The 25,923-nt window shown below is 49.8% G+C and carries 28 protein-coding genes; 2 read left to right on the forward strand and 26 right to left on the reverse strand.

The features are described from left to right. Positions 1-17 precede the first annotated feature (17 nt). The 3 genes from CYJ98_RS08785 to frr are packed head-to-tail and all read right to left on the reverse strand — an operon-like array spanning position 18 to position 2,179. On the reverse strand, positions 18-812 hold the full coding sequence (locus CYJ98_RS08785; RefSeq protein WP_101755709.1) for a phosphatidate cytidylyltransferase: 795 nt from the start codon (positions 810-812) through the stop codon (positions 18-20). A gap of 5 nt (positions 813-817) precedes the next feature. Beyond that, positions 818-1,564: an isoprenyl transferase gene (locus CYJ98_RS08790; protein WP_101755708.1), complete on the reverse strand. Its 747-nt coding sequence runs from the start codon at positions 1,562-1,564 to the stop codon at positions 818-820. A gap of 57 nt (positions 1,565-1,621) precedes the next feature. After that, the gene (frr, locus tag CYJ98_RS08795) at positions 1,622-2,179 is read right to left on the reverse strand and encodes a ribosome recycling factor (protein ID WP_049332978.1); all 558 of its coding nucleotides are present in this window, start codon (positions 2,177-2,179) and stop codon (positions 1,622-1,624) included. 577 nt (positions 2,180-2,756) lie between these two features. Between frr and CYJ98_RS08800 the strand changes: the two genes are divergently transcribed. Then, a complete protein-coding gene (locus tag CYJ98_RS08800) occupies positions 2,757-3,209 on the forward strand; it encodes a hypothetical protein (protein ID WP_036493924.1) in 453 nt (150 codons plus the stop codon). A gap of 91 nt (positions 3,210-3,300) precedes the next feature. Here CYJ98_RS08800 and CYJ98_RS08805 read toward each other — a convergent pair whose 3' ends face one another. The 23 genes from CYJ98_RS08805 to truC all read right to left on the reverse strand — a co-directional run bounded on the left by CYJ98_RS08805 (position 3,301) and on the right by truC (position 24,966). Continuing rightward, entirely contained in the window at positions 3,301-3,600 is a 300-nt protein-coding gene (locus tag CYJ98_RS08805) for a DUF2818 family protein (RefSeq protein ID WP_101755707.1), read from the reverse strand. Between the two features lie 220 nt (positions 3,601-3,820). After that, the gene (gene nuoN, locus CYJ98_RS08810; RefSeq protein ID WP_070504153.1) at positions 3,821-5,263 is read right to left on the reverse strand and encodes an NADH-quinone oxidoreductase subunit NuoN; all 1,443 of its coding nucleotides are present in this window, start codon (positions 5,261-5,263) and stop codon (positions 3,821-3,823) included. A gap of 9 nt (positions 5,264-5,272) precedes the next feature. After that, positions 5,273-6,769, reverse strand: a complete 1,497-nt coding sequence (locus CYJ98_RS08815; RefSeq protein WP_070646485.1) for an NADH-quinone oxidoreductase subunit M — start codon at positions 6,767-6,769, stop codon at positions 5,273-5,275. A 178-nt stretch (positions 6,770-6,947) separates the two neighbouring features. Beyond that, the gene (locus CYJ98_RS08820) at positions 6,948-7,268 is read right to left on the reverse strand and encodes a cupin (protein WP_101755706.1); all 321 of its coding nucleotides are present in this window, start codon (positions 7,266-7,268) and stop codon (positions 6,948-6,950) included. A gap of 76 nt (positions 7,269-7,344) precedes the next feature. Further along, positions 7,345-7,650 (reverse strand): chorismate mutase, encoded by a 306-nt coding sequence (locus tag CYJ98_RS08825; protein ID WP_101755705.1) that lies wholly within the window; start codon positions 7,648-7,650, stop codon positions 7,345-7,347. 73 nt (positions 7,651-7,723) lie between these two features. Beyond that, positions 7,724-9,748, reverse strand: a complete 2,025-nt coding sequence (gene nuoL, locus CYJ98_RS08830) for an NADH-quinone oxidoreductase subunit L (RefSeq protein WP_101755704.1) — start codon at positions 9,746-9,748, stop codon at positions 7,724-7,726. Between the two features lie 2 nt (positions 9,749-9,750). After that, positions 9,751-10,056, reverse strand: coding sequence for an NADH-quinone oxidoreductase subunit NuoK (gene nuoK, locus CYJ98_RS08835; protein ID WP_003747881.1), 306 nt, complete (start codon positions 10,054-10,056; stop codon positions 9,751-9,753). After that, positions 10,053-10,724, reverse strand: a complete 672-nt coding sequence (locus CYJ98_RS08840) for an NADH-quinone oxidoreductase subunit J (protein ID WP_101755703.1) — start codon at positions 10,722-10,724, stop codon at positions 10,053-10,055. Before CYJ98_RS08840 ends, nuoK begins: the two co-directional genes overlap by 4 nt. 11 nt (positions 10,725-10,735) lie before the next feature. Then, positions 10,736-11,215 carry an NADH-quinone oxidoreductase subunit NuoI gene (gene nuoI / locus CYJ98_RS08845; protein WP_003747878.1) on the reverse strand — a complete coding sequence of 160 codons (480 nt, stop codon included), beginning with the start codon at positions 11,213-11,215 and terminating at the stop codon, positions 10,736-10,738. A gap of 55 nt (positions 11,216-11,270) precedes the next feature. After that, positions 11,271-11,666 carry a GFA family protein gene (locus tag CYJ98_RS08850; protein WP_003676990.1) on the reverse strand — a complete coding sequence of 132 codons (396 nt, stop codon included), beginning with the start codon at positions 11,664-11,666 and terminating at the stop codon, positions 11,271-11,273. A 75-nt stretch (positions 11,667-11,741) separates the two neighbouring features. Next, on the reverse strand, positions 11,742-12,818 hold the full coding sequence (gene nuoH, locus CYJ98_RS08855; RefSeq protein WP_002216340.1) for an NADH-quinone oxidoreductase subunit NuoH: 1,077 nt from the start codon (positions 12,816-12,818) through the stop codon (positions 11,742-11,744). 2 nt (positions 12,819-12,820) lie between these two features. Continuing rightward, complete coding sequence (gene nuoG, locus CYJ98_RS08860; protein ID WP_101755702.1) at positions 12,821-15,082, reverse strand: NADH-quinone oxidoreductase subunit NuoG; 2,262 nt, start codon at positions 15,080-15,082, stop codon at positions 12,821-12,823. Positions 15,083-15,151: 69 nt separating this feature from the next. Next, entirely contained in the window at positions 15,152-15,496 is a 345-nt protein-coding gene (locus CYJ98_RS08865) for a hypothetical protein (protein ID WP_208617166.1), read from the reverse strand. Positions 15,497-15,546: 50 nt separating this feature from the next. Beyond that, positions 15,547-16,842: an NADH-quinone oxidoreductase subunit NuoF gene (gene nuoF / locus CYJ98_RS08870; RefSeq protein WP_101755700.1), complete on the reverse strand. Its 1,296-nt coding sequence runs from the start codon at positions 16,840-16,842 to the stop codon at positions 15,547-15,549. 106 nt (positions 16,843-16,948) lie between these two features. Then, positions 16,949-17,344 (reverse strand): hypothetical protein, encoded by a 396-nt coding sequence (locus CYJ98_RS08875; RefSeq protein WP_101755699.1) that lies wholly within the window; start codon positions 17,342-17,344, stop codon positions 16,949-16,951. Between the two features lie 53 nt (positions 17,345-17,397). Continuing rightward, positions 17,398-17,871 carry an NADH-quinone oxidoreductase subunit NuoE gene (gene nuoE, locus CYJ98_RS08880; RefSeq protein ID WP_004467713.1) on the reverse strand — a complete coding sequence of 158 codons (474 nt, stop codon included), beginning with the start codon at positions 17,869-17,871 and terminating at the stop codon, positions 17,398-17,400. Further along, positions 17,871-19,127 carry an NADH dehydrogenase (quinone) subunit D gene (gene nuoD, locus CYJ98_RS08885; RefSeq protein WP_049332998.1) on the reverse strand — a complete coding sequence of 419 codons (1,257 nt, stop codon included), beginning with the start codon at positions 19,125-19,127 and terminating at the stop codon, positions 17,871-17,873. The genes nuoE and nuoD overlap by 1 nt, the downstream gene beginning before the upstream one ends. Next, positions 19,117-19,710: an NADH-quinone oxidoreductase subunit C gene (locus CYJ98_RS08890; protein ID WP_101755698.1), complete on the reverse strand. Its 594-nt coding sequence runs from the start codon at positions 19,708-19,710 to the stop codon at positions 19,117-19,119. The genes nuoD and CYJ98_RS08890 overlap by 11 nt, the downstream gene beginning before the upstream one ends. Positions 19,711-19,722: 12 nt before the next feature. Then, entirely contained in the window at positions 19,723-20,205 is a 483-nt protein-coding gene (locus CYJ98_RS08895) for a NuoB/complex I 20 kDa subunit family protein (RefSeq protein ID WP_002215610.1), read from the reverse strand. Next, positions 20,196-20,552 (reverse strand): NADH-quinone oxidoreductase subunit A, encoded by a 357-nt coding sequence (locus tag CYJ98_RS08900; RefSeq protein ID WP_003686600.1) that lies wholly within the window; start codon positions 20,550-20,552, stop codon positions 20,196-20,198. The genes CYJ98_RS08895 and CYJ98_RS08900 overlap by 10 nt, the downstream gene beginning before the upstream one ends. A 334-nt stretch (positions 20,553-20,886) precedes the next feature. Next, positions 20,887-22,344, reverse strand: coding sequence for an oligopeptide:H+ symporter (locus CYJ98_RS08905; RefSeq protein ID WP_101755697.1), 1,458 nt, complete (start codon positions 22,342-22,344; stop codon positions 20,887-20,889). Between the two features lie 704 nt (positions 22,345-23,048). Then, positions 23,049-24,152: a peptide chain release factor 2 gene (gene prfB / locus CYJ98_RS08910; protein WP_003681666.1), complete on the reverse strand. Its 1,104-nt coding sequence runs from the start codon at positions 24,150-24,152 to the stop codon at positions 23,049-23,051. A 97-nt stretch (positions 24,153-24,249) separates the two neighbouring features. Continuing rightward, positions 24,250-24,966, reverse strand: coding sequence for a tRNA pseudouridine(65) synthase TruC (gene truC, locus CYJ98_RS08915; RefSeq protein ID WP_101755795.1), 717 nt, complete (start codon positions 24,964-24,966; stop codon positions 24,250-24,252). A gap of 141 nt (positions 24,967-25,107) precedes the next feature. Between truC and CYJ98_RS08920 the strand changes: the two genes are divergently transcribed. After that, complete coding sequence (locus tag CYJ98_RS08920) at positions 25,108-25,836, forward strand: TIGR00730 family Rossman fold protein (RefSeq protein WP_003686578.1); 729 nt, start codon at positions 25,108-25,110, stop codon at positions 25,834-25,836. The last annotated feature ends 87 nt before the right edge of the window (positions 25,837-25,923 follow it).

The following is a 25,923-nucleotide window of genomic DNA, read 5'->3' on the forward strand; positions in this document are numbered from 1 at the left end:
CATATGAGACAGGCGGTTTAAAACAAATATACAAAGACGGCATAAATGCTGATAACGGCAATCAGGCTGTCCACACGGTCGAACACGCCGCCGTGTCCCGGCAACAGATTGCTGCTGTCTTTGATACCAGCCGCACGTTTGAGCCAGCTTTCCAGCAAATCGCCGCACACGCTGACAACGGTCAGAATCAAGCCGATCAAAATCGTTTTGAACCAACCGGCTTCAAAAGCCAGCCAACCGGCTTTCCATACGATGGTCATGTACACGGCAACGCACAATGCGCCGCCGATCGCACCTTCCCAGCTTTTACCCGGGCTAATGGTCGGCGCAATTTTGCGCTTGCCAAACGACTTGCCGCAGAAATACGCGCCAATATCGGCCACCCACACCAAACCCATAATCGCCAATAAAGACAGCGCGTCTTCCGGCTGAGGGCGCAGGTAAACCAGTGCAAACCAAAACGGCATCACCAACAACCAACCGACCGTGTAAGCCTGCCAGCCGCCGTTTAACTTCCATTTCGCTTTCAGCCACCAAGGCATGACAATCAGCCAAAACGCCAATACGACATACCAAACCAAATCAGGCAACTGCCAACCGCCGGCATAGGCAATCACGCCGAACACCAGCGTTGAAGCCAAATAATGATTGATTTTCAGCTTGTCCAAGCCGCTCATGCGGGCATATTCCCACAAAGTCAGCATGGCAATCAGGCCGCAAAACGCCGCCCACAGCCACATAGGTGCATAAAATAGCATACCCAGCATCAGCGGCAAGAGCCATAGCGCCGTCAAAATCCGTTGTTTCAACATAGTTCTCAACCCCGTTGCTGCTCAAGCGGCAGCTGTTCGGAAGTCCGCCCGAAGCGGCGCTCCCGTTTTTGGAACGAAGCAATCGCCTCGTTCAGCGATTTCTCATTAAAATCAGGCCACAGCGTATCCGTAAAATACAATTCCGCGTACGCCATCTGCCACAGCAGGAAATTACTGATGCGTGTCTCGCCGCCGGTTCGGATAAACAAATCCGGCTCGGGTGCATCGCCCAACATCAAATAGCGCGACAACGCCTCTTCCGTAATCTCAGTTACACCTTCGGCAATCAACTGATTTGCCGCCTGCAAAATATCCCAGCGGCCGCCATAATCGGCGGCAATGCTCAAAGTCAAACCGGTATTATTTACCGTCAACGCCTCGGCCGCCTCAATCCCCTTCAGGATTTCAGCATTAAACCGCTCGCGGCTGCCGATGACCCTCAATCGCATATTGTTATCGTGCAAACGGCGCACCTGCTTTTGCAAAGCCTGCAAAAACAGCCCCATCAGAAAAGAAACCTCTTCCTCGGGGCGTCGCCAGTTTTCAGTCGAAAAAGCAAACACGGTCAAATACTGCACACCCAGTTCAGCACAATGCTTCACCATGTTCTCCAGCGCATCCAAGCCGCGCTTATGCCCCATCACGCGGGGAAGAAAACGCTTCTTTGCCCAACGTCCGTTGCCGTCCATAATCACAGCAATATGTCGGGGGATGGCAGAGTGTTCCAAAATCGTCTGCGTACTGCTTTTCATGTCTGCCTTTCAGGGAGCAAACCGTCCAAAGGCCGTCTGAACGGTTTGCACACAGGATTAAATCGCCATCAAATCTTCTTCTTTGGCCGCCAAGAGCTTGTCTGCCTCAGCAATGTATTTGTCGGTCAACTTCTGAACCGCTTCCTCGCCGCGGCGGGCTTCATCTTCAGAAATTTCTTTGTCTTTCAACAATTTTTTGATGTGGTCGTTTGCATCACGGCGCACATTGCGGATAGACACACGGCCCTCTTCCGCCTCGCCGCGTACCACTTTGATCAAATCTTTACGGCGTTCCTCAGTCAGCATAGGCATAGGGACACGGATCAAATCGCCGACAGAAGCAGGGTTCAGGCCCAAGTTGGAATCACGGATCGCTTTCTCGACTTTTGAAGCCATATTGCTCTCAAAAGGTTTCACACCAATCGTACGCGCATCCAAAAGCGTCACGTTCGCCACTTGGCTCACAGGCACCATGCTGCCCCAGTATTCCACTTCCACTTGGTCAAGCAGGCCGGTATGCGCACGGCCGGTACGCACTTTAGCCAAATTGTCTTTCAATACTTCCAGAGAACGCTGCATTTTGCCTTCAGCTGTCTTTTGAATATCATTAATCATCTTATACTTTCAATTTCATAGGAATAAAACAGGATTAACCGAGAATAGTACCGTTAAACCGCCCCCACGACAAGGCTTTACGCCCCAACAGCCTTGTTTTCTAACCGATATTTAACATCAAACAAAATAAAGGCCGTCTGAAAATCTTTCAGACGGCCTTTATTGTTTCAAGCAACTACATCAACTCGGCCTTTTCCTGAATTTATTTGGAAACTAAGCTTCTATCTTGAGACCATTGTTTCCATCCACACAAAGAACGAATTTTATTGCTAATAGATATAAACAACTCTACTCTTTTCAATCGAAATGAATTTCCTCGGGAAATATACCGATAATCGGTTATAATGACCGATTATCTAAATTGATTAAACATATCAAATAACTGTAGCATTGAATTTACTATGTTACAATGTTTGCAAATGTTACACATAACTACGTAAAGAAATCTCGATATGAGATTTCTTTTTAATCACTTTTAAAGACTTATATTTCATTCAACCATTGAGAGATAAAAAATGAAAAAAGCCTTTTCTATCTTTTCCATCAGTCTTCTGACTCTAAATACGGGGTATTAATTATGCGAAAACTTATTTTTACAGTTCTATTCATCCTCCCCTCTTTTTCTTTGGCTGGAAACTTACATTGTAAAAAGCCCGTAGAAGAAATGATTGGGGAAAGCCAAAGATGCTTTTACCAAGGGGGACTAAGCGATGCCATTACTGCTTTTAGCAAATATTCTGCTCAATGGAATAAAAAGAAAGGTGAGTCCATCCCTTTTCTTTGGTTTCCCATTTTAAAAAACGGCATACCCAAAACAACCGTAACAATGGCACAATTACCAAAATCTCGTTCTGTAACGCCTTTCTCAGAAACTAAAGACTATCCTTTGGAGACCATTGTTGCCGGTATTGAATGGAAAAACAAAAATAAAGTCAAAATTATGGGATGTGTTTATGAGACAGATTATTGTCTCTCCGCTACTTTTATCCAAAAAGAAGATAAAGTCTTTATTGAATCCATATCTACCTAACTCAAAGATGTAGTCATTGCCACCTACATTCTCAAATACAAGGCCGTCTGAAAATCTTTCAGACGGCCTTTTCCTTATTCAAATCCAATTCCTACTCTCTATTTCGCTCATTCCAAAAGTAACGCCATACGAAGCATGGGAAAGCAAAAATCAGGTAGAGGCAGACAACGGTCACGTAAAACTCCCAATCTTGAGCATGTACGGCTCCTGCGCGCGATTCGAGGATATAAGCGAGGATTGCAGTAAGAAGGAAGCCTGCCAGCAATTCGATCAAGTGATGACCGATGTGTTTGCGTTTCAGGGCGATGATGCCGAAGAATTTGGTGGTAATAAATGGTGCGTTGGCAAAGATAAGTGCCAACAGCAAAAGAATGTACATGGATGCGGTCATGGTAGTCTTTCTGTTTTCAGACGGCCTGTGTGTGATTTTAACATGTTAAATGGACATTCTTGCCCATCATTATCCGTGGAATATTCAATATCTTGATAATACCCGCTTGATGATTGTTCAAAGGCTTGAGGCCGTCTGAACTTTGGGTATATTTCATCCGAATGCGAATCCTAACAAAAACGGCGACTTTGGAACAGCCGCCGTTGGTTTTGTTTGAAGCTTACAGGGTATTTATCAATGCTTTGGCACACCAGTCGATAACGGTTTGCGGCATGATACCCCACAGGAGCAGCAGGAAGGCATTGACCGTCAGAACAAATTTGGCGGCATAGTTACTGCCGACCGGCTGGTCATGGTCAGGAGCATCGAAGTAGATGACTTTGACCACGCGCAGGTAGTAGAACGCACCAATCAGCGACATGATGACGGCAAATACGGACAACCAAACATGGCCTTGTTTCAAGAGTGCCATAATCACTCCGAATTTGGCGTAAAAACCCATCAGCGGTGGAATACCCGCCATGGAGAACATAGACAGCAACATCAGGAAGGCAAACCATGCATGGCGTTGGTTAAGGCCTGCGAGGTCTTTGATGTTTTCACATTCAATGTCTTTGGTGGACAATACCATCAAAACGCCGAAGCTGACTGCCGCCATCAAAGCATAGGTAATGGCGTAATACAAACCTGCAGTAAAGCCGACTGCGCCTGCCATAAACGCCAACAGGATAAAGCCCATGTGCGATACAGTGGAATAGGCAAGCATACGTTTGATATTGGTTTGCATGATGGCGGCAAGGTTACCGACCACCAAAGAAGCAACGGCAAGAATGGCCAACATCGGCGCCCAGTCTGAATGTATGGTACCCATACCGGTAACAAGGATACGGAACGCAAAGACAACAGCGGCAATTTTCGGAGCCGTACCCACAAAGGCGGTAACAGAGGTTGGCGCGCCATCATACACATCGGGCACCCACATATGGAATGGAACCGCACCCAATTTAAATGCAATGGCGACCACAATAAATACCATACCCAATTTCAACAACCATTCATTGGCCTGCTCATTGAAAGCAGAAGCCAAGACGGAAGCAAAATCAAGAGAGCCGGTGGCGCCGTAAACCATGGAAATACCATAAAGCAGCAAGCCGGAGGCCAACGCGCCCAATACGAAGTATTTCAGTGCGGCCTCGGCAGAGCGGCCGGAATCGCGGCGCAGGGCAATCATGGCGTACAGCGACAAAGACAACAATTCCAAACCGATATACGCAGTCAGGAAATGTGCCGAGCTGACCATGACGCTCATACCCAACAGGGCAAACAATGACAGGGTGTAAAACTCACCTTTGAAGATTTGGCGGTCTTGGTTGTACGGTTTACTGTAAATAAACAGACCAAACGTCAGTGCATACAGCACCAGTTTTGCCAAACGGGACATGCCGTCTGCAATATACATACCGTGAAAGGCATCGACACTGCCCTGCTCCCATACCGCCAACTGGGTAACGGCCACGATGATGACCGTTCCCAAACTCATCAGATGGGTCAAATAACGGTTTTTATCGCAAATCCACAAGTCTGCCAGCAATACGACACCCAATAGCGCAAGCAGCACGATTTCGGGCATGGCAGGCATTAAATTCAAATCAGACCAGTTCATTTACACACCTCAAATCTTGCTTTGTGCCACATGGGCAATCAAATCGTTTGCCGCTTGATGCACTACTTCGATAAACGCTTGCGGATACAGACCCATGCCCAATACAGCAACCGCCAAAATCGCCAAAATCGCAAATTCGCGGCAATTGATGTCTTTCATTTCGGCAACGTGCGGATTGTGAATCGCACCAAAAATAACGCGTTTGTACATCCACAGGGTATAAGACGCACCGTAAATCAGAGTCATAGCAGCCAACGCACCTACCCAGAAATTCACTTTAACCGCGCCCATAATCACCATAAACTCGCCCACAAAGCCGGAAGTTGCAGGCAGACCGGCATTGGCCATACCGAACAACATCATAAACGCCGCAAACTTAGGCATCACATTGACCACGCCGCCATAATCGGCAATATTGCGGGTATGCAGGCGGTCGTACATCACGCCGATACACATAAACATCGCGGCGGACACAAAACCGTGGGAAATCATTTGAATGATTGCGCCTTTCAATGCCCAGTCATTCAGTTGGCCGTTCACAAACAGGAACATGCCTAAAGTGACAAAACCCATATGGCTGATGGAAGAGTACGCCACCAGTTTTTTCATATCGGTTTGCACCAAAGCCACCATACCGATGTAAATCACGGCAATCAGGCTCAATACGATGATCACAGGGGCAAAATAGCGTGCCGCGTCCGGCATAATCGGCAGGATAAAGCGCAAGAAACCATACGCACCCAGTTTCAGCGTAATTGCTGCCAACACCATCGAACCGCCGGTCGGCGCTTCAACGTGGGCATCCGGCAACCAAGTGTGCACAGGGAACATCGGCACTTTTACGGCAAATGACAGGAAGAATGCCACAAACAAAAGCTGCTGTACGCCCAACGGAATCTGTTTGATGTTTTGGAAATCGACAATAGAGAAGCTGCCTGTTTGATAGTACAGGTAAACCATGGCAACCAGCATCAAGAGCGAACCCATCAGCGTATAGAGGAACAGCTTGACCGACGCATAGACGCGACGCGGGCCACCCCATACACCGATAATCAGGTACAGCGGAATCAGCATACCCTCGAAGAACACATAAAACAGAATCGCATCCTGCGCGGCAAACGCGCCGTTAATCAAACCCGACATGATCAGGAATGCCGCCATATACTGCGCCGGACGTTTCTGAATGACTTCCCAACCGGCCAATACCACCAACAGCGTAATAAACGCATTTAAGATGATAAAGAGCACTGAAATACCGTCCACGCCCAATGCGTAGTTGATTTTCAGCAGCGGAATCCACTCGTGGAACTCGGTAAACTGATAGCCGCCGCTCAAACGATCGAAACCGGTAAACAGGGGCAGCGTTACCAAGAAACCGGCAAGCGCACCCATGAAGGCAAGCACACGCGCCAGCGGCGCACGGCTGTCCTTACCGGTCGCCAAAACCAGCACACCTGCGGCGATGGGTATCCATATTGCCAAGCTGAGTAGGTAGTTGGAAAACATAGTGGTTAACCTGTGGTTAAAATAAAAAATATAGTTGTATGGGTTGGTTTCCAGACGACATTTCAGGAGGCCGTCTGAAAAAGATTGTGTATTTTGTGTACGGCAAAATCAAGAAAAATGTATATCTGCCGTCATTCTCTTATTCTGTTGCTGTCTCAAACCTTCTTTTCAGACGGCCTCAAACACTGTCCTCTTTCTCAATCACCAAAATCCGCGCTTCGCCGCACGGATGGGCAACGTGTTCCGTGCCGATTCCTGCGTAAAAGATATCTCCACTTTTCAAACGAACGATGTGTTCTTCGCCGTTTTCTCGGTAGTGCATATTAACTTCGCCATCCATCACAGCAAACACTTCCTCGCCGTCGTTGATGTGCCATGTGTAGGGTTGGTTCGTCCAGTGCAGGCGTACGGTGGTGCCGTTCATATTGGCGATGTCGAGCGCGCCCCATGCGCGGGAAGCGGTAAATTCGGCGGAGCGGATGGTTTGTGTGTCCGACATGGTTTTTTCTCGCCTCTATATTTCAGACGGCCTCTTCCATATTTTTCTTGTCAAAACCATTATCCGAAGATTTTGACTACGCTCCATCGGTACGGTTGGTGTCCATCTCAAGTTTAATGAACACATCAATCATGCTGCGCCAAACTGCTTCTGCTACTTCGGGCGACAAACCGGCCTTTTCGGCATAAGCGCGGCGCGAGGTAATCACTTGAGCCACCCGTTCAGGCGCGGAAACCGCCCGCACATCGTTTTTAGGTTTCAGACGACCAGCCTGCCGTACCAATTTCTGCCGGCGGGCGAGTAATTCGATTAATCCCTTGTCCAAACCATCAATGGCTTCGCGGACTTCGTCCAGGGTTTGCGGTAATTTGTCTTCAATCATTGTTGCTCAAATTTTCTTTTTTAGACGGCCCCTATACACACAAACTATAGATAGGCCGTCTGAAATCCCGCTTTTATCGGAACAATCCCCAGAAGGTCATGCCGAGCAGTACCAATACGCCGAATACCATAGCGGCGGCGTAGGTGTAGATAAAGCCAGTTTGGACTTTGCGTACCTGCGCGGCAATCGCGCCGACCAGTTTGGCAGAGCCGTTGACGATACCGTTGTCGATAATGGCGGTATCGCCGACTTTCCAGAAGAAAGTACCCAATGCGCGCGTGCCTTTAGCGAAGACGTTGAAATACAGGGCGTCGAGGTAGTATTTGTTTTCAAACAAAACGTAAATCGGACGGAATGTCTGTGCAATTTTCGCAGGCAGGTGCGGCAGTTTGACGTACAGGAGCCATGCGCTCAATACACCTGCAATAGCGAGGTAGAGTACAGGCGAATGCAGGCTGTGAGACACCATTGCCAATGCGCCGTGGAACTCTTCCTTCATGATGTGCATGGTCGGATGCGCGTCGGCATTAACAAAAATCACGTCTTTGAAGAAATCGCCGTAGAGCATGGGTTCGATGGCGATGTAGCCGATGATGACGGACGGAATGGCAAGCAAAATCAAAGGCAGGGTAACGACCAGCGGGCTTTCGTGCGGATTGTCGTTTTTGCCCAAGCCGTGATGTTCTTCGCCATGGTCGTCTGAATGGTGTTCGGGCAGGCTGCGCCATTTTTCTTCGCCGTGGAACACCATAAAGTATTGGCGGAACGCGTAAAACGCGGTAACGAACACACTGGCGAGGACGGCGAAATAAGCAAATCCGCTACCCGGCAGGGTGCTGTATTTCGCTGCTTCGATAATCGAATCTTTGGAATAGAAGCCGGAGAAGAACGGCGTACCGATCAGCGACAAGTTACCGATCAGCATGGTCAGCCAAGTAATCGGCATGTATTTTTTCAGGTTACCCATATGGCGCATGTCTTGGTCATGGTGCATACCGATAATCGCGCTACCTGCGGCCAAGAACAACAAGGCTTTAAAGAAAGCGTGGGTCATCACATGGAACATTGCTACGGAATAGGCAGACGCGCCCAGAGCCACGGTCATGTAGCCCAGTTGCGACAGGGTGGAATACGCAACCACACGTTTGATGTCGTTTTGAATCACGCCCAAAAAACCCATAAACAGAGCAGTAATCGCACCGATTACCATGATGACAGATAGCGCAGTGCTGCTCATCTCATAAATCGGCGACATACGCGATACCATGAACAGACCGGCGGTAACCATGGTTGCGGCGTGAATCAATGCAGAAATCGGTGTCGGGCCTTCCATCGAATCAGGCAGCCAGACATGCAGCGGGAATTGTGCAGATTTACCCATCGCACCGACAAACAGGAGTAAACAGGTTACAGTAATCAAAGACCATTCCACACCGGGGAACAGTTGGATAGTGGCCGTCTGAACATTAGGCAGATAAGCGAATACATCTTGATAGCGCAGGCTGCCGCCGAAATAGGCAAGCACCAAGCCGATACCGAGCAAAAAGCCGAAGTCGCCGACACGGTTGATCAAAAAGGCTTTCAGGTTGGCAAATGTTGCGCTTGGACGTTTGAAATAGAAACCGATCAAGAGATACGATACCAAGCCCACAGCTTCCCAGCCGAAGAAGAGTTGGATGAAGTTGTTGCTCATAATCAGCATCAACATGCTGAATGTAAACAAAGAGATATAACTGAAGAAGCGTTGGTAGCCGACTTTTTCGTCGTGCATATAGCCGATGGTATAGATATGCACCATCAACGACACGCCGGTAACCACGACCATCATCATCGCCGTCATCGTATCGACCAAAAAGCCGACGGAGAAATCTAAGCCGCCCATTGTCAGCCAGGTATAAACGTTCTCGTCAAACTTGGTACGGCTGCCATTGAGGAATCCCCACAGCACATAAGCCGACAGCACGGCGGACACCGCCACACCGAGTATTGTTACGGTATGCGCACCGGCACGTCCGATTTTGTTGCCGAACAAACCTGCAATCAACGAGCCTGCCAAAGGTACAAGGGCAATTACCAAATATAAAGTCATGTCGTTCATGATTACCCTTTCAACTCATCCAAATCGGCAACGTTGATTGTTTTTCTGTTACGGTACACCAATACCATAATCGCCAAACCGATGGCGGATTCGGCAGCGGCAACGGTCAGTACGAAGAATACGAAAATCTGTCCGGCAGTATCGCCCAAATATTGGGAGAAAGCGATAAAGTTGAAGTTCACCGCCAAGAGCATCAGCTCGATGGACATCAGCAATACCAGCACGTTTTTGCGGTTCATAAAGATACCCATTGCGCTGATACCGAACAGGAGCGCACCCAATACCAAATAATGCGTCAAGGTAATCATGCTTTGCCCTCCCCTTCCGGCTTGAGGCCGTCTGAAACTTCGCTTTCTTCGGCAGATTCGACTTGCGGTTTGACCGCTTCCATTTTCACCAGACGCATACGGCCTTGATCGGCGCGTACTTTGACTTGGTCGGCAGGATCCATACGTTTCGGATTGAAGGTTTTGCGGTGAACCAGTGCAATCGCGGCCACCATACCCAACAGCAGCAATACCGCCGCCAACTCAAACGGCAACAGGTAGTCAGTATAAATACGGCTGCCCAAATCGCGGATATTGTTGTAATCGGCCGGAATGTCTTTCATCAGACCAAATGCAGCTAGGTCGGTTTTCGGGTTGACCAAAATCAGGATCAGGGCAACCGCCAACAATGTGCCGACCACACCGGCAACCGGCGCATGACGCCAGAAACCGACGCGCATGGCTTCGATGTCGATATTCAGCATCATCACGACGAACAGGAACAACACCATCACGGCGCCGACGTAAACCACCACCAGCGTTACGCCCAAGAATTCGGCCTGCATCAGCATCCAAATCATCGCGCTCACGCAGAAGGTCAGCACCAAATGCAAAGCGGCGTGCACAGGGTTTTTAGCGGTAACGGTACGAACCGCACCGTACAAAACGATGGCGGCAAGGATATAGAACAGAATCGCGGAAAAAGTCATTCGTCTGCTCCTTAACGATACGGCGCGTCAGCGGCTTTGCGTTTGGCGATTTCGGGTTCGTATTTGTCGCCAATGGCCAAAAGAATCGGCTTGGTCATGTGCAAGTCGCCTTTTTTCTCGCCGTGGTATTCAAAAATATGAGTTTCCACAATCGCATCGGTCGGGCAGGCCTCTTCGCAGAAACCGCAGAAGATGCACTTGGTCAGGTCGATGTCGTAACGCTTGGTGCGGCGGGTGCCGTCTTCGCGTTCTTCCGATTCAATGTTAATCGCCATTGCCGGACAAACTGCCTCGCACAATTTACACGCAATACAGCGCTCTTCGCCGTTCGGATAACGGCGTTGCGCGTGCAGGCCGCGGAAACGCACGGATTGCGGCGTTTTTTCTTCGGGGAAGTAAATCGTGTCTTTGCGGGCGAAGAAGTTTTTGAGCGTTACGCCCATGCCTTTCACCAATTCGCCCAGCAGGAAGGTTTTTACTAAATTAGCCATTTTCGGATGCTCTTTTCGGATTGTTCTGTTTACAGGCCGTCTGAAAGCGGTTTTTTTAACCTGCCGCGCCCACCATTTCTAAAAACTCGGCTTCGGTCAGCTTCGGGGTATCGTTGGCCAAGTCATAATACGGAGCTTTGCAATCAATAAAGATTTGTGAGGTAGTTTCAAAGCCCGCGTTGTCGGCAAACAGCCCGGCGTTGATGTAATAATCGTTGCCAACCTGCACAAACAGGTGTGTGCCGCAGTGTTTGCAAAAACAGCGTTGCGCCCATTCGGACGACTGATAATGCGCGATGTGCTCGCTGCCTGTGATTTCGGGCGACCGGGCGGCCAAAGTAAAAGACGCGCCGCTGCCCCATGTGCGGCATTTCCCGCAATGGCAGGCGTGGAGTTCGCGGTTTTCGGCGGTTTCCAGTGATACTGCGCCGCACAGGCATTGAGCTTTCATCGGTTTCTCTCGGTTTGAAACGGTTAAAAATTTGGGGTTCAGGCTACCTGAAAACTTTCAGACGGCCTCCCTGCCCTATTTCCACAGATTCAGCGGTGAAATCATCCACACGCCCAAAATCACGATGTAGGCAAAGCCGATCGGAATCAGCACTTTCCAGCCCAAACGCATGATTTGGTCGTAACGGTAGCGCGGGAAAGTTGCACGGATCCACAGATACCAGTACAACACTGCCGCCATTTTCACGAACATCCAGAATGCGGAAGGCGTACCGATAAAGCCCCAACTTTGCGGAAACGGAGACAACCAGCCGCCGAGGAACATCAGCGATGTCAGCGCGGCAATCAGAATCATGAAAATGTATTCGGCGAGGAAGAACAGCGCGAACGCGAAGCCGGAGTATTCGACGTGGTGGCCGGCAACGATTTCAGATTCACCCTCTGCCACGTCAAACGGCGCGCGGTTGGTTTCGGCAACGGCGGAAATCAGATAGACGATGAAGATGGGGAAGAGCGGCAACCAGTTCCAAGAGAATACCGAACCGCCGGCAATACCTTTGGCTTGTGCGGCAACGATGTCGGAGAAGTTCATGCTGCCCGATACCATCACGACGCACACCAGCGCGGCACTCATGGCAATCTCGTAGGAAATGCTTTGCGCGGAAGCACGCATTGCACCCAAGAACGAATATTTGGAGTTGGAAGCCCAGCCCGCGATGATCACGCCGTAAACCGACAGCGAAGTAATCATCAGGATGTACAAAAGACCGATATTGATATTGGTCAGCACCCATTCTTCGTTGAAAGGAATCACCGCCCAAGCCGCAAAAGACGGGGCGAGCGACATAATCGGGCCGATATAGAACAGGGCCTTGTTTGACAGCTTCGGACGAGTTACCTCTTTAAACAAGAGTTTGAACACGTCGGCAAACGGCTGAATCAGACCCCACGGGCCGGTTACGTTCGGGCCGACACGAAGCTGCATAAAGCCGATGACTTTACGTTCAAAATACGTCAGGTAGGCAACGGTCAGAATCAGCGGAATCAGGATAATCACGATTTTGACGATGACGGATACCACCAAGCCTACGGTGATGCCCAAATCGCCCAGACCGAGCGTTGCGGCAAAGAGGTTTTGGAACCATTCTTGCATGATCAAGCTCCCGCCAGTTCAATAGTGTCCATCAACGCACCCAGCGCGGCATTTTCGGTATGCAGCGGCAGATGCACCACGTTTTCAGGCAGTCCGGCATCGGCTTTGACGGCAACCGATACGCCTGCGCCGTTTTGTTTGGCGATGGCGGTTTGTCCGTCTTGCAGACCTAAGCGTGCCAATGTGTTTGGATTTACACGCGCGACAGGCACGGCGGCATGGCTGGTTTCTTGCAACGGCGCAGAACGGCGCACGATAGAATCAGTGTGATAAATACCGACACCACCGACACGGACGAGGCGGTCTGAGGCCGTCTGAACGCTCTCCCCTGTCCATGTGCTGCGGTTGTCCAGTTTGGACGGCAGGCTTTCCGCATCCAGCGCATCTTTCAGAATCGCAGCGGTATCGTGGTATTCAAAACCTTTCAGGTCAAACAGGTTGCCCAATACGCGCAACACTTTCCACATCGGACGCGAGTCGCCGAAGCCTTGTACCACGCCGTGGAAAGATTGCAGACGGCCTTCCATATTGATGAAGCTGCCTGATGTTTCGGTAAACGGCGCAATCGGCAACAATACGTCGCACACATCCAGCAGCGTTTCGCTGACAAACGGTGTAAACGCCATCACGCTTTTCGCCTGTTTCAACGCGGCTACGGCTTTTGCACCGTCAACCGTATCGATTTCAGGCTCGACGTTGAGCAGCAAGACTGCCTGTTTCGGCGCGTTTGCCATTTCGGCAACGCTCTCGCCGGAGTTCACGCCTAAAACATCCGCACCGACGCTGTTGGCGGCTTGAGGCAAAATACCCAGCACTGCGCCGGTTGCATCCGCCAGCTCTTGCGCGGCGGCATAAATGGCGGCGTAATCAGGATGGTTTTGCACTTCGGCGCCCAAAATCACTGCTGCTTTTTCAGCGTTTTTCAGGCTGGCGGTAACTGCGTGTTCCGCATCGGCAGACAGGTTTTTCAGACGGCCTGCCCACTCGTCGGGATGTGCGGCTTCTTGAGACAGAAGCGGCATAAACAATTCTTCTTTACTGCTGGCTAATACGCTCAAGGCCATACGGTCTTTGGCGGCACGGCGCAAGCGGGCGGTCAGGAGCGGCTGTTCTTTGCGCAAGTTCGCACCGACTACTAATACAGCATCGTTGTCAGCCAAAGATTCAATGCTTTGTCCCAACCATTGCGCACCTTTAAGGCCGTCTGAAAGACGTTTGTCTTGTTGGCGCAAACGGGTTGCAAAGTTTTTAACACCCAAACCATTGGCAAGCTTTTTGGCCAAATACAGCTCTTCAACCGTATTCATCGGATTGGCCCAAACGCCGACTTGGTTTTGGTTGCCGTCTTTGGCGATACATTCAATCGTGCTGCGGACATATTCCAACGCAGTTTTCCAATCCACGTCCATCCACTCGCCGCCCTGTTTGATTTTCGGGTTTTTCAGACGGCTTTCGTGATACAGGCCTTCGTAGGCGAAACGGTCGCGGTCGGACAGCCAGCATTCGTTGATGGCTTCGTTTTCCAACGGCAACACGCGGCGGACGGTATGGTCTTTGGTTTGCACAATCAGGTTGCTGCCCAAAGCGTCATGGGCGGAAACGGATTTGCGGCGGTTCAATTCCCAAGTACGCGCGTTGAAGCGGAACGGTTTGCTGGTCAGCGCACCGACGGGACACAAATCAATGACGTTGCCTGACAATTCGGTTTCTACCGCTTTGCCGATAAAAGGCATGATCTCGGAATGTTCGCCGCGGTTGGCCATAGCGATTTCTTGCACGCCGGCGATTTCTTCAGTGAAACGAACGCAACGGGTACAGTGGATACAACGGCTCATTTCCTCGGCGGAAACCAAAGGACCCATGTCTTTGCCGACGACGGAACGTTTTTCTTCGGTATAGCGGCTGGTGGTTTTGCCGTAGCCCATCGCCAAATCCTGCAACTGGCATTCGCCGCCTTGGTCGCAGGTCGGACAATCAAGCGGATGGTTGATGAGCAGGAACTCCATCACGCCTTCTTGCGCCTCTCGAGCTTTTGCCGAATGCGTACGCACAATCATGCCGTCTGTAACCGGCGTGGCACAGGCGGGCAGAGGTTTGGGGGCTTTTTCCACGTCCACCAAACACATACGGCAGTTGGCGGCGATGGAAAGTTTTTTGTGATAACAGAAATGCGGGATATAAGTACCGAGCTTGTGCGCGGCTTCAATCACCGTCGCGCCCTGCTCCACAGATACCTGTTTGCCGTCGATTTCGATTTGTAACATGGTTCGTTCCTAGTTACGAATATTTAGAGGTTTGCAAATAAACTCTACTCTTTATTAGCAATTACTTACTCATTGCTCACTAAAAGTATGTTCACACGAATGACATCTGAAATTAGATAGAACATTAGAATCAACAACTTCCCCCAGCATAGCACCAGAACCTGCTCCCGTAGTTGCACCAGCTATTGCTCCTAACACACCCCCTGCAACAGCACCAACAGTAGCTCCAGTAGCTGCACCTACAGGTCCCGCAAATAATCCTATTACAGCTCCGGCTTTGGCACCTGCAGCTGCCCCTGCACTACCTGCTATGTACCCTCCGACCCCACCTGCTACACCGCCTATACCAGCACCAGCTCGTTTACCATAATTTAATTTTTCAATGTTTTCAGAACCACATTTTGGGCACTGCATAACTATCCTTCCATCAAATAATTTCTAATTCTTCTTTAAATAGACAGATCTTAATACCACTTATTCGGTTTCATCGGTCCGCCGTGTTCGATGTAATGCACAAACTCATCACGGAAATGCTTAGTAAAGCTGCGGACAGGGAAGACGGCGGCATCGGCGAGGGCGCAGATGGTGCGGCCTGCCATTTGGTTACCGATAGAATCCAGCAAATCCAAGTCTTCCATGCGGCCTTTGCCTTCTACAATGCGGTGGACGATTCGGTAAAGCCAGCCGGTACCTTCTCGGCAAGGCGTACATTGGCCGCAAGACTCGTCGTAGTAGAAGTAGCTCAGACGCTCAAGGGCTTTCACCATGCACACGTCTTCGTCCATCACGATAATCGCGCCGGAACCCAACATCGAGCCTGCTTTGGAAATCGAGTCATAGTCCATATTGGTCTGCATCATGATATCGGCAGGCAACACGGGCGCGGACGAACCGCCGGGAATGACGGCTTTAAGTTTTTTACCGCCGCGCATACCGCCCGCCATTTTCAGGACTTCGGCAAACGGCGTGCCCAACGGCACTTCATAGTTGCCTGGACGCTCGACATGACCGGAAATACAGAACAATTTGGTACCGCCTGCATTCGGAATACCTTTATCGGCAAATGCCTGTCCGCCGTCACGGATAATGAAGGGGACGGAGGAGAACGTTTCGGTATTGTTGATGGTAGTCGGTTTGCCGTACAGGCCGAACGAAGCAGGGAATGGTGGTTTAAAGCGAGGCTGGCCTTTTTTGCCTTCCAGCGATTCGAGCAATGCGGTTTCTTCGCCGCAAATATATGCGCCGTAGCCGTGGTGGGCGAAGAGTTCAAATTCAAAATCCGAACCCAAAATATTTTTACCCAAAAAGCCTGCGGCACGCGCCTGCTCCAAAGCGGCTTCAAAACGTTGGTAGCCTTCGAAAATTTCGCCGTGGATGTAGTTGTAGCCGGCTTTCGCACCCATCGCGTAACCGGCGATAATCATGCCTTCAATCAGGGCATGAGGATTGAACATGATGATGTCGCGGTCTTTAAATGTACCCGGCTCGCCTTCGTCGGTGTTACAAACCACATATTTTTCGCCCGGGAAGGAACGGGGCATAAAGCTCCATTTTAAACCGGTCGGGAAGCCCGCACCGCCACGACCGCGCAAGCCAGAGGTTTTGACTTCGTCAATCACATCGGTTTGCGAGATGTTTTCGGACAGGATTTTACGCAGGGCGGTATAACCGCCACGTTTGACGTATTCGTCCAATGTCCAGCAATCGGGATTGGCGGTATCCACTTGGTCAAAAATCACGCCTGATTGGTAAATAGCCATTTTTGGTGTGCCTGTTCGTTTTCGTATAGGTTGCGGCCGCTGTTTCAGACGACCTAAAAACATATTAGTTGAGTCTAGATCAGACTTACTTTGCTATGAATTTATTTTATTTAGTAAAGATAGAACCTAAAACTTTTGAATCATCAATTAAATCTGTAATACCCTGATAATTTCCACGTTTTTGTACTTGTGTAGTAGTAACGTGATATTCTTGCCAACATTTAACAAGACAATCTCCCCAACTATCCATCCCACTTTTTTCTAAATAGTTAGCAAACCCATCGGAAGGCTGACATTCCTGTGCACTAACAATTAGGGAGTTTAACAAAGGTAAATTTTGCTCTAAACAAAAATCACCAATTGCACCAGCATACAAACCAACTAATTTATGACTTAATCGGAATACACTTTCTAATTCGTGGTACATTACGACACGCTTGTTCTGTGCCACTAAAATTAAATAACGATACAAGCAATCAAATTTCTCTTTATCTAATTGCATAGCTTTCTTCCATTTATTCAAAATTAAATTTATTTTTCAAGTAAACCCGCAACCTACTCCAACTCCGCCAGTTTCTTCTCAATCGCCTCTTCAGTCATAAAGCTGCACATGCTGTGGTTGTTTACCAGCATAACTGGGGCGTCGCCGCATGCGCCCATGCATTCGCCTTCGACGAGGGTGAATTTGCCGTCGGGCGTGGTTTCGCCATAACCGATACCGAGTTTTTGTTTGAGGTATTCGCCGGTAGCCATACCGCCGCGCAGGGCGCAGGGCAGGTTGGTACAAACGGTCAATTTATATTTACCGACAGGCTCAAGGTCGTACATATTGTAGAAAGTAGCGACTTCGTAGGCTTGTGCAGGCGAGATGCCGATATAGTCTGCGACAAAGGCGATGGTCTCTGGAGCAAGCCAGCCTTTTTCGGTCTGGGCGATACGCAATGCACCCATAATGGCGGATCGGCGTTGGTCGGCAGGATATTTTGCCAACTCAATATCAATTTGTTTTAAGGATTCTGCGGATAACATTATCGGTCAACCTCCCCGAATACGATGTCCTGCGTACCGATGATGGCAACGACGTCGGCCAGCATGTGGCCTTTTGCCATTTCGTCCATGCCTTGCAGGTGGGCGAAGCCGGGTGCGCGGATTTTCAGGCGGTAGGGTTTGTTTGCGCCGTCTGAAATGATGTAAACGCCGAACTCGCCTTTCGGATGTTCGACAGCGGTGTAGGTCTCGCCCTCGGGAACGTGCATACCCTCGGTAAAGAGTTTGAAATGGTGAATCAGGTCTTCCATACCTGTTTTCATTTCGGTACGTTTGGGCGGAGCGAATTTGTGGTTTGTGGTAATGACCGGACCCGGATTGACACGCAACCACTCGGAACATTGTTTGATGATGCGGACGGATTGGCGCATTTCCTCCATGCGGCAGAGGTAGCGGTCATAGCAGTCGCCGTTCACACCGACGGGAATGTCGAAATCCATTTTGTCGTACACTTCGTAAGGCTGTGTCTTACGCACGTCCCATTCCACGCCGGAACCGCGCAACATAACGCCGGTAAAGCCTTTTTGCATGGCGCGCTCAGGAGTGACAACGCCGATGCCGACGGTACGCTGTTTCCAAATACGGTTGTCAGTCAGGAGGGTTTCGAGTGTATCGATGTTTTTCGGGAAACGCTCGCAGAAGGCGTCGATAAAGTCGAGCATGGTGCCTTCACGAGATTCGTTGAGCTGCTTCAATACTTTGGCGTTGCGGAATTTGCTGCTCTCGTATTTAGGCATGAAGTCGGGCAGGTCGCGGTAAACGCCGCCGGGACGGAAGTAGGCGGCATGCATACGTGCGCCGGACACGGCTTCGTACAAGTCCATCAGCTCTTCGCGGTCGCGGAAGGCATAAAGGATGGCAGTCATCGCGCCGATGTCGAAGGCGTGCGAACCGATGCCCATCAAGTGATTGAGGATGCGCGTTACTTCGGCAAACATCACGCGGATGTATTGGGCGCGGATAGGCACATCGATACCGGCAAGTTTTTCTACTGCCAAACAATACGCCTGCTCATTGACCATCATGGAAACGTAGTCCAAGCGGTCCATATAGGGCAGGGCTTGCAGATAGGTTTTGGTTTCAGCCAGTTTTTCAGTACCGCGGTGCAGGAGGCCGATATGCGGGTCGGCACGAACGATGGTTTCGCCCTCCAACTCCAAAATCATACGCAATACGCCGTGCGCCGCAGGGTGTTGCGGGCCGAAGTTGATGGTGTAGTTTCTTAATTTATTGGCCACCGTAGTTCTCCTCACGGACGATACGCGGCGTGATCTCGCGCGGCTCAATGGTAACAGGTTGGTAAATCACGCGTTTTTGCCCTTCGTCGTAACGCATTTCCACATAGCCGGAAATCGGGAAGTCTTTGCGGAACGGATGTCCGACAAAGCCGTAATCGGTCAGGATGCGGCGCAAGTCCGGATGGTTGTTGAACATGATGCCGTACATATCGAAGGCTTCGCGTTCGTACCAATCCGCGCTGTTGTAAATATCGACTATGGATTCGACTATGGGGAAGTCGTCGTCTGAAACCCAGACGCGTACGCGGATGCGTTGATTGTTTTTAACGGAAAGCAGCTGACTGACGACGGCAAAGCGTTTGCCCTGCCATACTTCGTTTTTGTAAGTGCTGTAATCGACACCGCACAAATCGACCAGAAGCTCGAAATGCAACTCTTCATGGTCGCGCAATGCGGTCATGACTGAAATATAGTGTTTGGGCAGACACTCGACGGTAATCTCGCCCAAAGCTGAAATGACTTTGCTTGCCTGATCGCCAAGCACGCCGACGACGGTCTCGTATAAGTTTTGAATGCTTGCCATATCGTCCTCTCCTTACTCGTCACGCGCGATGGTGGAAGTGCGCTTGATTTTTTGTTGGAGCTGAATCAGGCCGTAAATCAGGGCTTCCGCAGTCGGCGGACAACCCGGCACATAAACGTCTACCGGCACGACGCGGTCGGCACCGCGCACAACGGAATAAGAATAATGATAATAGCCACCGCCGTTGGCACACGAACCCATAGACAATACCCAGCGCGGCTCGGCGAGCTGGTCGTATACGCGGCGCAGGGCTGGCGCCATTTTGTTGGTCAGCGTACCTGCCACAATCATCAGGTCGGCCTGACGTGGGGACGGACGGAAAATGATACCGAAACGGTCAAGGTCATAACGCGCCATACCTGCATGCATCATTTCCACGGCGCAGCAGGCCAAGCCGAAAGTAACCGGCCACAATGAACCGGTACGCATATAGTTCAACACCGTATCCGCGCTGGTGGTGATGAAACCTTTTTTCAAAACGCCTTCTATTCCCATTCCAGCGCACCTTTTTTCCATTCGTAAATAAAGCCTACCGTCAGAACGACGATAAACACCAGCATAGACCAGAAGCCGTATGCGCCCAAATCTTTGAACACGACTGCCCACGGCAACATGAACGCGACCTCCAAATCAAACAGGATGAAGAGGATGGCGACGAGGTAATAGCGCACGTCGAATTTCATCCTTGCGTTTTCAAAGGCTTCAAAACCGCATTCGTAAGCTGCGTCTTTTTCGGCATAGTGGCGTTTCGGGCCTAAAATCGTGCCGAGCAGGATAAACAGCACGCCGGCTGCAAGACCGACGAGGATGAATACGAGGACGGGAAAATAACTGGCCAACATGGTCGTACCTAACTGGTTGACAGACAAATCTTAAAAATAGATTACCATTTTATCGAATTTCAAAAGCCATTTAAAGGTAAATATCAGCAAATCAGTAAAAAAACCCTAATAAATTCAATAAAGTTATGAGAACAATTCTTATTCTTATTTAATATTTCACAATTTTAATTTCAGTTTAATCATGTATCATTTAATTCGGATTTTCTTCCTGTCCGATTTACTTAAAAAATTTGGAAAACTGCCCTTTTCCAAACCTCAATAAAAACATCAGGCCGTCTGAAAACTGATTATTTTCAGACGGCCTGTGTACATCACATTATTTTAAATAGAAAAATCAATCGACACCTTTGAGCATACGGTTCAATACCGGGGCGAGTACCAGCAGGATACCGCAGGTTACTGCGCCAATGGTGGCCAGCATCCAGTAGAAATCCAATGGCGACTGAGCATTGTAGTAGTCTTTAAACAACACTCCGCCCAAAGTAAAGCCGATGGACAATGCCAAGAAATTCAAAGCAACCATTTGTGTTTTAAACATGCTCGGTGCGATTTTGGTGGAAAACGATAGCGAAATCGGCGACAGCATCAACTCACCTATCGTAATCGCCAGCAACACCAGCATAAACACGATAATCGGCATCGGGGTCTCGGATGAAATATACGGGATGAAACACAAATAAGAGACGCCGGTTACCAACATGGCCAGTGCAAATTTCAACGGCGTTTTAGGTTGGCGCTTACCCATTTTCGTCCACACCGCAGCCATTACGCCGGAAAAGAGAACCACCCACATGGCCTGTATCGAGTCTTTCCATGAAACAGGTACGGTAAAGCCGAAGAAAGTACGGTCAACCGTTTCGTCAAAATAAACCGTTGCAACGGTGTACACCTGAAACCAAACCGCCCAGAACATACAAATGGTCAAAAACAGCGGAATATAGGCCATGATGTAACGTTTATTGGCTGCCTCAACCTGGCTGCTGCCCAGCAGGCGTGCAAAATAAGCGATAACGGTAATAATGACCACGCCCAAGAGCCAGCGTGAAAAGTTCTCAAGATTGAGTGCGCCGGAAGCAATCACGCTGCCCAACACCAAAACCAGCAACACGCCAACAGCTATTGCAGTCTGTACCTTTTCAGGGCGCAACGGATTGGGAGCCGGCGTATGCGGCAGGTTTTTACGGCCGCGCGAATACCACAACAGGCCAAATGCCATACCGACGGCCGCCGCGGCGAAACCGTAATGGAATCCCATTCTGTCTTGCAAAATACCGGTCAACAAAGGGCCTAAGAAACCGCCGATATTGATGGAAATATAGAAAATGGAGAAACCGGCATCGCGTAATTCTCGCAGGTCGTCCCGTTCATACAAAGAGCCGACCATCGAACCTGCAGACGATTTCACGCCGCCGCTACCCAGCGCGATAAACACCAAGCCCAACAACAATCCCATCAAGCCCGGCACAATCGCCAATAAAATATGGCCGGTCATCACGACGATACCGGCGATAAACAGGGTACGCTCCGCACCCCAAATGCGGTCGGCCAACCATGCACCGAGAATGGTGGACAGGTAAACGCTGCCGCCGTACGCGCCGACAATGCCACCAGCCAAGGCTTTATCCATACCCAAACCGCCTTGATTCGCGGTGTAATACAGATAAATCAGCAGGATGCCCTGCATACCGTAGAAGGAAAAACGTTCCCACAGCTCAATATGGAATAGGGTGGATAATTGCAAAGGATGGCCGAAGAAGGTTTTCTCGGCAGAAGACGGCTTTTGACCGGACATTATGAGTTCTCCTATATATTAGACAGGCTCAGGCTTCAGACGGCCTATTGCACCTACCAATCATTTTTATAGAAACTATATATTACCGCCAATCTTTGCATTTGCAAAACATTAAAAAGCATATTTTTACAGAAAGATTAAGATTCGTATCTAAAAAGAACTCAATAGCTACATAACAAGGATATCGCGGCCATCTCCGTCATGCCCTACATATTCAAAAACCCATTAATTTTTAGATTTTCTATATTGTATTTTTCATGTGGCCGAAAACGGATATATTTACTGCGTTCGGTATTCCATTTAGGCTGATAAGACTTTAGAGTAGTTTCAGGCTGCCTGAAAACTATGTGATACAAATAACAGATAAAATAAAGCCCTACTTAAAAAAGTAGGGCTTAAAGAAATTGTTTATTTTTTGCCCCCACCAGATTTTCCGCTACCTGACGGGGGATTGTTACCACGTCCGCCGCCTGACGGATTACCTGTTTTGCTTGGCCAGTTTGGGTTACTGTTGCCTGTCTGATTATTTGCCATTATTGCTCCATTCTATACTTAAGTTTTCAGATACACGGACTTTTATTTCCGTTTCTATATTTTATAGATTTAGATTTTTTTTCAATTTAATTTTTTCAGTAGTCGTAGGTATAGTTACTAACAAACAGGCCGTCTGAAATCTTTCAGACGGCCTGTTTATCTCTTACGGTTTACACACCTTGTTTCAGGCTGGCTTCGATGAAGCCGTCCAAGTCGCCGTCCAATACGGCTTTGGTGTTGCCGACTTCGTAGCCTGTACGCAAGTCTTTGATGCGTGAGGAATCCAAAACGTATGAGCGGATTTGGCTGCCCCAACCCACATCGGACTTACCTTCTTCCAAAGCCTGCTTCTCTTCGTTGCGTTTGCGCATTTCCAATTCGTACAGTTTGGATTTCAACATTTCCATCGCGGCGGCTTTGTTGGCGTGTTGCGAACGGTCGTTTTGACATTGAACCACAATCCCTGTCGGCTCGTGGGTAATACGCACGGCGGAGTCGGTTTTGTTAATGTGCTGACCGCCTGCACCGGATGCACGGTAAGTGTCGATACGCAAATCGGCAGGATTGATTTCGATTTCGATGGAATCGTCGATTTCGGGGTAAACGAACACGGACGAGAACGACGTGTGGCGTTTGTTATTGGAGTCAAACGGTGAATAGCGCACCAGGCGGTGAACGCCGGTTTCGGTACGCAGCAGGCCATAGGCGTATTCGCCTTCCACACGGATGGTGGCGCGGTTGATGCCCGCGATTTCGCCGTCGTCTTCTTCAAGGATTTCGATTTTGAAGCCTTTGCGCTCGGCGTAGCGGCTGTACATACGGAACAGCATACCCGCCCAGTCTTCCGCTTCGGTACCGCCCGCGCCTGCGGTAATGTCGATAAAGCAGTTGTTCGGGTCGGCTGGCTGGTTGAACATTCGTTTGAATTCGAGATCGGCCATTTGTTTTTCCAAACCGGCCACATCTTCCTGCACGGCGGCGAAACCTTCTTCGTCGTTTTCTTCGACGGCCATTTCAATCAGCATGCGGTTGTCTTCGATACCTGTGGCGATGTTGTCGAGGGTCACCACGATGCCTTCGAGGATTTTGCGCTCTTTGCCGATTTCTTGGGCGCGTTTGGGGTCGTTCCAGAGTTCCGGATCTTCGGAGAGGCCGACGACTTCTTCCAATCGGTCTTTCTTGCCCTGATAGTCCATATAGACGCGGATGTCTTCGCTGCGCTTCTCCAAGTCGTTTAGGGTGTTATTAAGCTGGTTGATTACTTCGGCTTCCATGATTCTTGTGTTCTTTCAAAATTTTAGGGGCGTATTGTAAGGGATTTGCCTGTTTTTTTCCATGACCGGGCCGTCTGAAAATGTGCGGTTTGGCTTTTCAGACGGCCTCAATTTTGAATTTTTCCATCCAAAGCCGCCAGTCGTTGTCTATCGGCGCTTGTACGGTCATCCGGCTGCCGTCTTCTATGCTTTGAAAACTGAGGCCTCGCGCGTGCAACATCAGACGTTGCGTGCCGATATGTTCGGCAACGGCATGGTTTTGGCGCAAATCTCCGTAGTTGGTGTCGCCGACGATGGGGTGGAAAATGTGTTTCATATGGCGGCGGAGTTGGTGTTTGCGGCCGGTGTGCGGCGTAAGTTTGGCCCACGAATAACGCGAAGTCGGATAACGCAGGGCAGATTGGAACGGCAACTCGGTTTGCGCCAGACAGCGGTAGGCGGTTTGCGCTTCCTGCAATGTGGCTTCGGTCTGCGCTTCGGCGATTTTGTCGGGCATATATTTGAGGGCGTAATCAATCAGGCCGTCTGAAGGCAGATGACCGCGGACAATCGCCCAATAAGTTTTTTCGATGGTTTTGTTTTCAAACTGCTGCGTCAATAACCGTGCGGCTTCCGTATCGAGTGCAAACAGCAAGACGCCGGAAGTCGGGCGGTCGAGGCGGTGGACGGGATAGACGTGCTGCCCGATTTGGTCGCGCAGGGTCTGCACGGCAAAACGGGTTTCATGTTTGTCTAACCAGCTTCGGTGCACCAGCATTCCGGCAGGTTTGTTGACGGCGATGGTGCGGCTGTCGCGGTGGATAATATCAAGCATGGCAAAGCAGTAAAAATAAAAGCAGATATTGTAACGGGCTTTTGAAAATGTGGCAGGCACACTTGCCGCCGAAACCCAACTTTCAGACGGCCCGCCCCTTTCGGGTTACAATACTGTACATAAAAACACAAAGGAAAAGCCGTGAGCCTGCTCAAAAAACTGCCCAAACCCATGCTGCCCGACGAAACACGCCGCGATATTCAGGCGCGCGAGTCGTATCATGTATTGAAGATTATTTCCGAATTTGTCGAAGCCGGCGAAGAATTGCGCGCCATTCAGCCAGCCGTCAGCATTTACGGCAGCGCGCGCACGCCTGAAAACCATCCCGACTACGAGTTTACATTACGCTTGGCACGCAAACTGTCGGATGCCGGATTTTCCGTCATTTCCGGCGGCGGGCCGGGCATTATGGAAGCGGCCAACAAAGGCGCGTTTGCAGGCGCAAGTCCGGCGGTGGGGCTGAATATCGTGTTGCCGCACGAGCAAAAAGCCAATCCGTATCAGGATTTGTCGATTAAATTCCAACACTTCTTCCCGCGCAAAGTCATGTTCGTCAAACACGCCGTAGCATATGTCGTCATGCCCGGCGGTTTCGGCACGTTGGACGAATTGTTTGAAAGCCTGACCTTGGTGCAAACCGGCAAAACGCCTGACCGCCCGATTATCTTAGTGGGCAAAGCATTTTGGGCGGGTCTGTTGGACTGGATACGCGAGCAGTTGCTGGGCAGAAACCTGATTTTGGAAGAGGATTTGAACCTGATCCGAGTTATCGATGACGAAGACGAAATCATCGAAGAAATCTTCGCCCATTACGAAAACCGCTTGGAAGACTTGTCCGAACACCAAAATGCTTGGTCGCTGGGGCTGTAAAAAACTAAGGTTTCAACTGAAAAAGCGGTTATCCCAGCTGCCCTTTGCTTCATTAATAAAGGCCGTCTGAAAATGTTTTCAGACGGC

Origin of the sequence: Neisseria perflava (genome assembly GCF_002863305.2) — a bacterium.
GTDB classification, from domain to species: Bacteria; Pseudomonadota; Gammaproteobacteria; order Burkholderiales; family Neisseriaceae; genus Neisseria; species Neisseria perflava_A.

Coding starts and splice junctions, on each gene's coding strand:
- CYJ98_RS08895 (WP_002215610.1), bottom strand. CDS start 20,205: ATGGGAATAGAAGGCGTTTTGAAAAAAGGTTTCATCACCACCAGCGCG.
- CYJ98_RS08825 (WP_101755705.1), bottom strand. CDS start 7,650: ATGATTGAAGACAAATTACCGCAAACCCTGGACGAAGTCCGCGAAGCC.
- CYJ98_RS08805 (WP_101755707.1), bottom strand. CDS start 3,600: ATGACCGCATCCATGTACATTCTTTTGCTGTTGGCACTTATCTTTGCC.
- truC (WP_101755795.1), bottom strand. CDS start 24,966: ATGCTTGATATTATCCACCGCGACAGCCGCACCATCGCCGTCAACAAA.
- nuoF (WP_101755700.1), bottom strand. CDS start 16,842: ATGGCTATTTACCAATCAGGCGTGATTTTTGACCAAGTGGATACCGCC.
- CYJ98_RS08865 (WP_208617166.1), bottom strand. CDS start 15,496: ATGCAGTGCCCAAAATGTGGTTCTGAAAACATTGAAAAATTAAATTAT.
- nuoN (WP_070504153.1), bottom strand. CDS start 5,263: ATGAACTGGTCTGATTTGAATTTAATGCCTGCCATGCCCGAAATCGTG.
- frr (WP_049332978.1), bottom strand. CDS start 2,179: ATGATTAATGATATTCAAAAGACAGCTGAAGGCAAAATGCAGCGTTCT.
- nuoL (WP_101755704.1), bottom strand. CDS start 9,748: ATGAACGACATGACTTTATATTTGGTAATTGCCCTTGTACCTTTGGCA.
- CYJ98_RS08905 (WP_101755697.1), bottom strand. CDS start 22,344: ATGTCCGGTCAAAAGCCGTCTTCTGCCGAGAAAACCTTCTTCGGCCAT.
- nuoK (WP_003747881.1), bottom strand. CDS start 10,056: ATGATTACCTTGACGCATTATTTGGTATTGGGTGCGCTCCTGTTCGGT.
- CYJ98_RS08840 (WP_101755703.1), bottom strand. CDS start 10,724: ATGACTTTTTCCGCGATTCTGTTCTATATCCTTGCCGCCATCGTTTTG.
- CYJ98_RS08800 (WP_036493924.1), top strand. CDS start 2,757: ATGCGAAAACTTATTTTTACAGTTCTATTCATCCTCCCCTCTTTTTCT.
- CYJ98_RS08790 (WP_101755708.1), bottom strand. CDS start 1,564: ATGAAAAGCAGTACGCAGACGATTTTGGAACACTCTGCCATCCCCCGA.
- CYJ98_RS08820 (WP_101755706.1), bottom strand. CDS start 7,268: ATGTCGGACACACAAACCATCCGCTCCGCCGAATTTACCGCTTCCCGC.
- nuoI (WP_003747878.1), bottom strand. CDS start 11,215: ATGGCTAATTTAGTAAAAACCTTCCTGCTGGGCGAATTGGTGAAAGGC.
- nuoE (WP_004467713.1), bottom strand. CDS start 17,871: ATGTTATCCGCAGAATCCTTAAAACAAATTGATATTGAGTTGGCAAAA.
- CYJ98_RS08900 (WP_003686600.1), bottom strand. CDS start 20,552: ATGTTGGCCAGTTATTTTCCCGTCCTCGTATTCATCCTCGTCGGTCTT.
- nuoH (WP_002216340.1), bottom strand. CDS start 12,818: ATGCAAGAATGGTTCCAAAACCTCTTTGCCGCAACGCTCGGTCTGGGC.
- CYJ98_RS08850 (WP_003676990.1), bottom strand. CDS start 11,666: ATGAAAGCTCAATGCCTGTGCGGCGCAGTATCACTGGAAACCGCCGAA.
- CYJ98_RS08875 (WP_101755699.1), bottom strand. CDS start 17,344: ATGCAATTAGATAAAGAGAAATTTGATTGCTTGTATCGTTATTTAATT.
- CYJ98_RS08785 (WP_101755709.1), bottom strand. CDS start 812: ATGTTGAAACAACGGATTTTGACGGCGCTATGGCTCTTGCCGCTGATG.
- CYJ98_RS08890 (WP_101755698.1), bottom strand. CDS start 19,710: ATGGCAAGCATTCAAAACTTATACGAGACCGTCGTCGGCGTGCTTGGC.
- CYJ98_RS08815 (WP_070646485.1), bottom strand. CDS start 6,769: ATGTTTTCCAACTACCTACTCAGCTTGGCAATATGGATACCCATCGCC.
- nuoG (WP_101755702.1), bottom strand. CDS start 15,082: ATGTTACAAATCGAAATCGACGGCAAACAGGTATCTGTGGAGCAGGGC.
- prfB (WP_003681666.1), bottom strand. CDS start 24,152: ATGGAAGCCGAAGTAATCAACCAGCTTAATAACACCCTAAACGACTTG.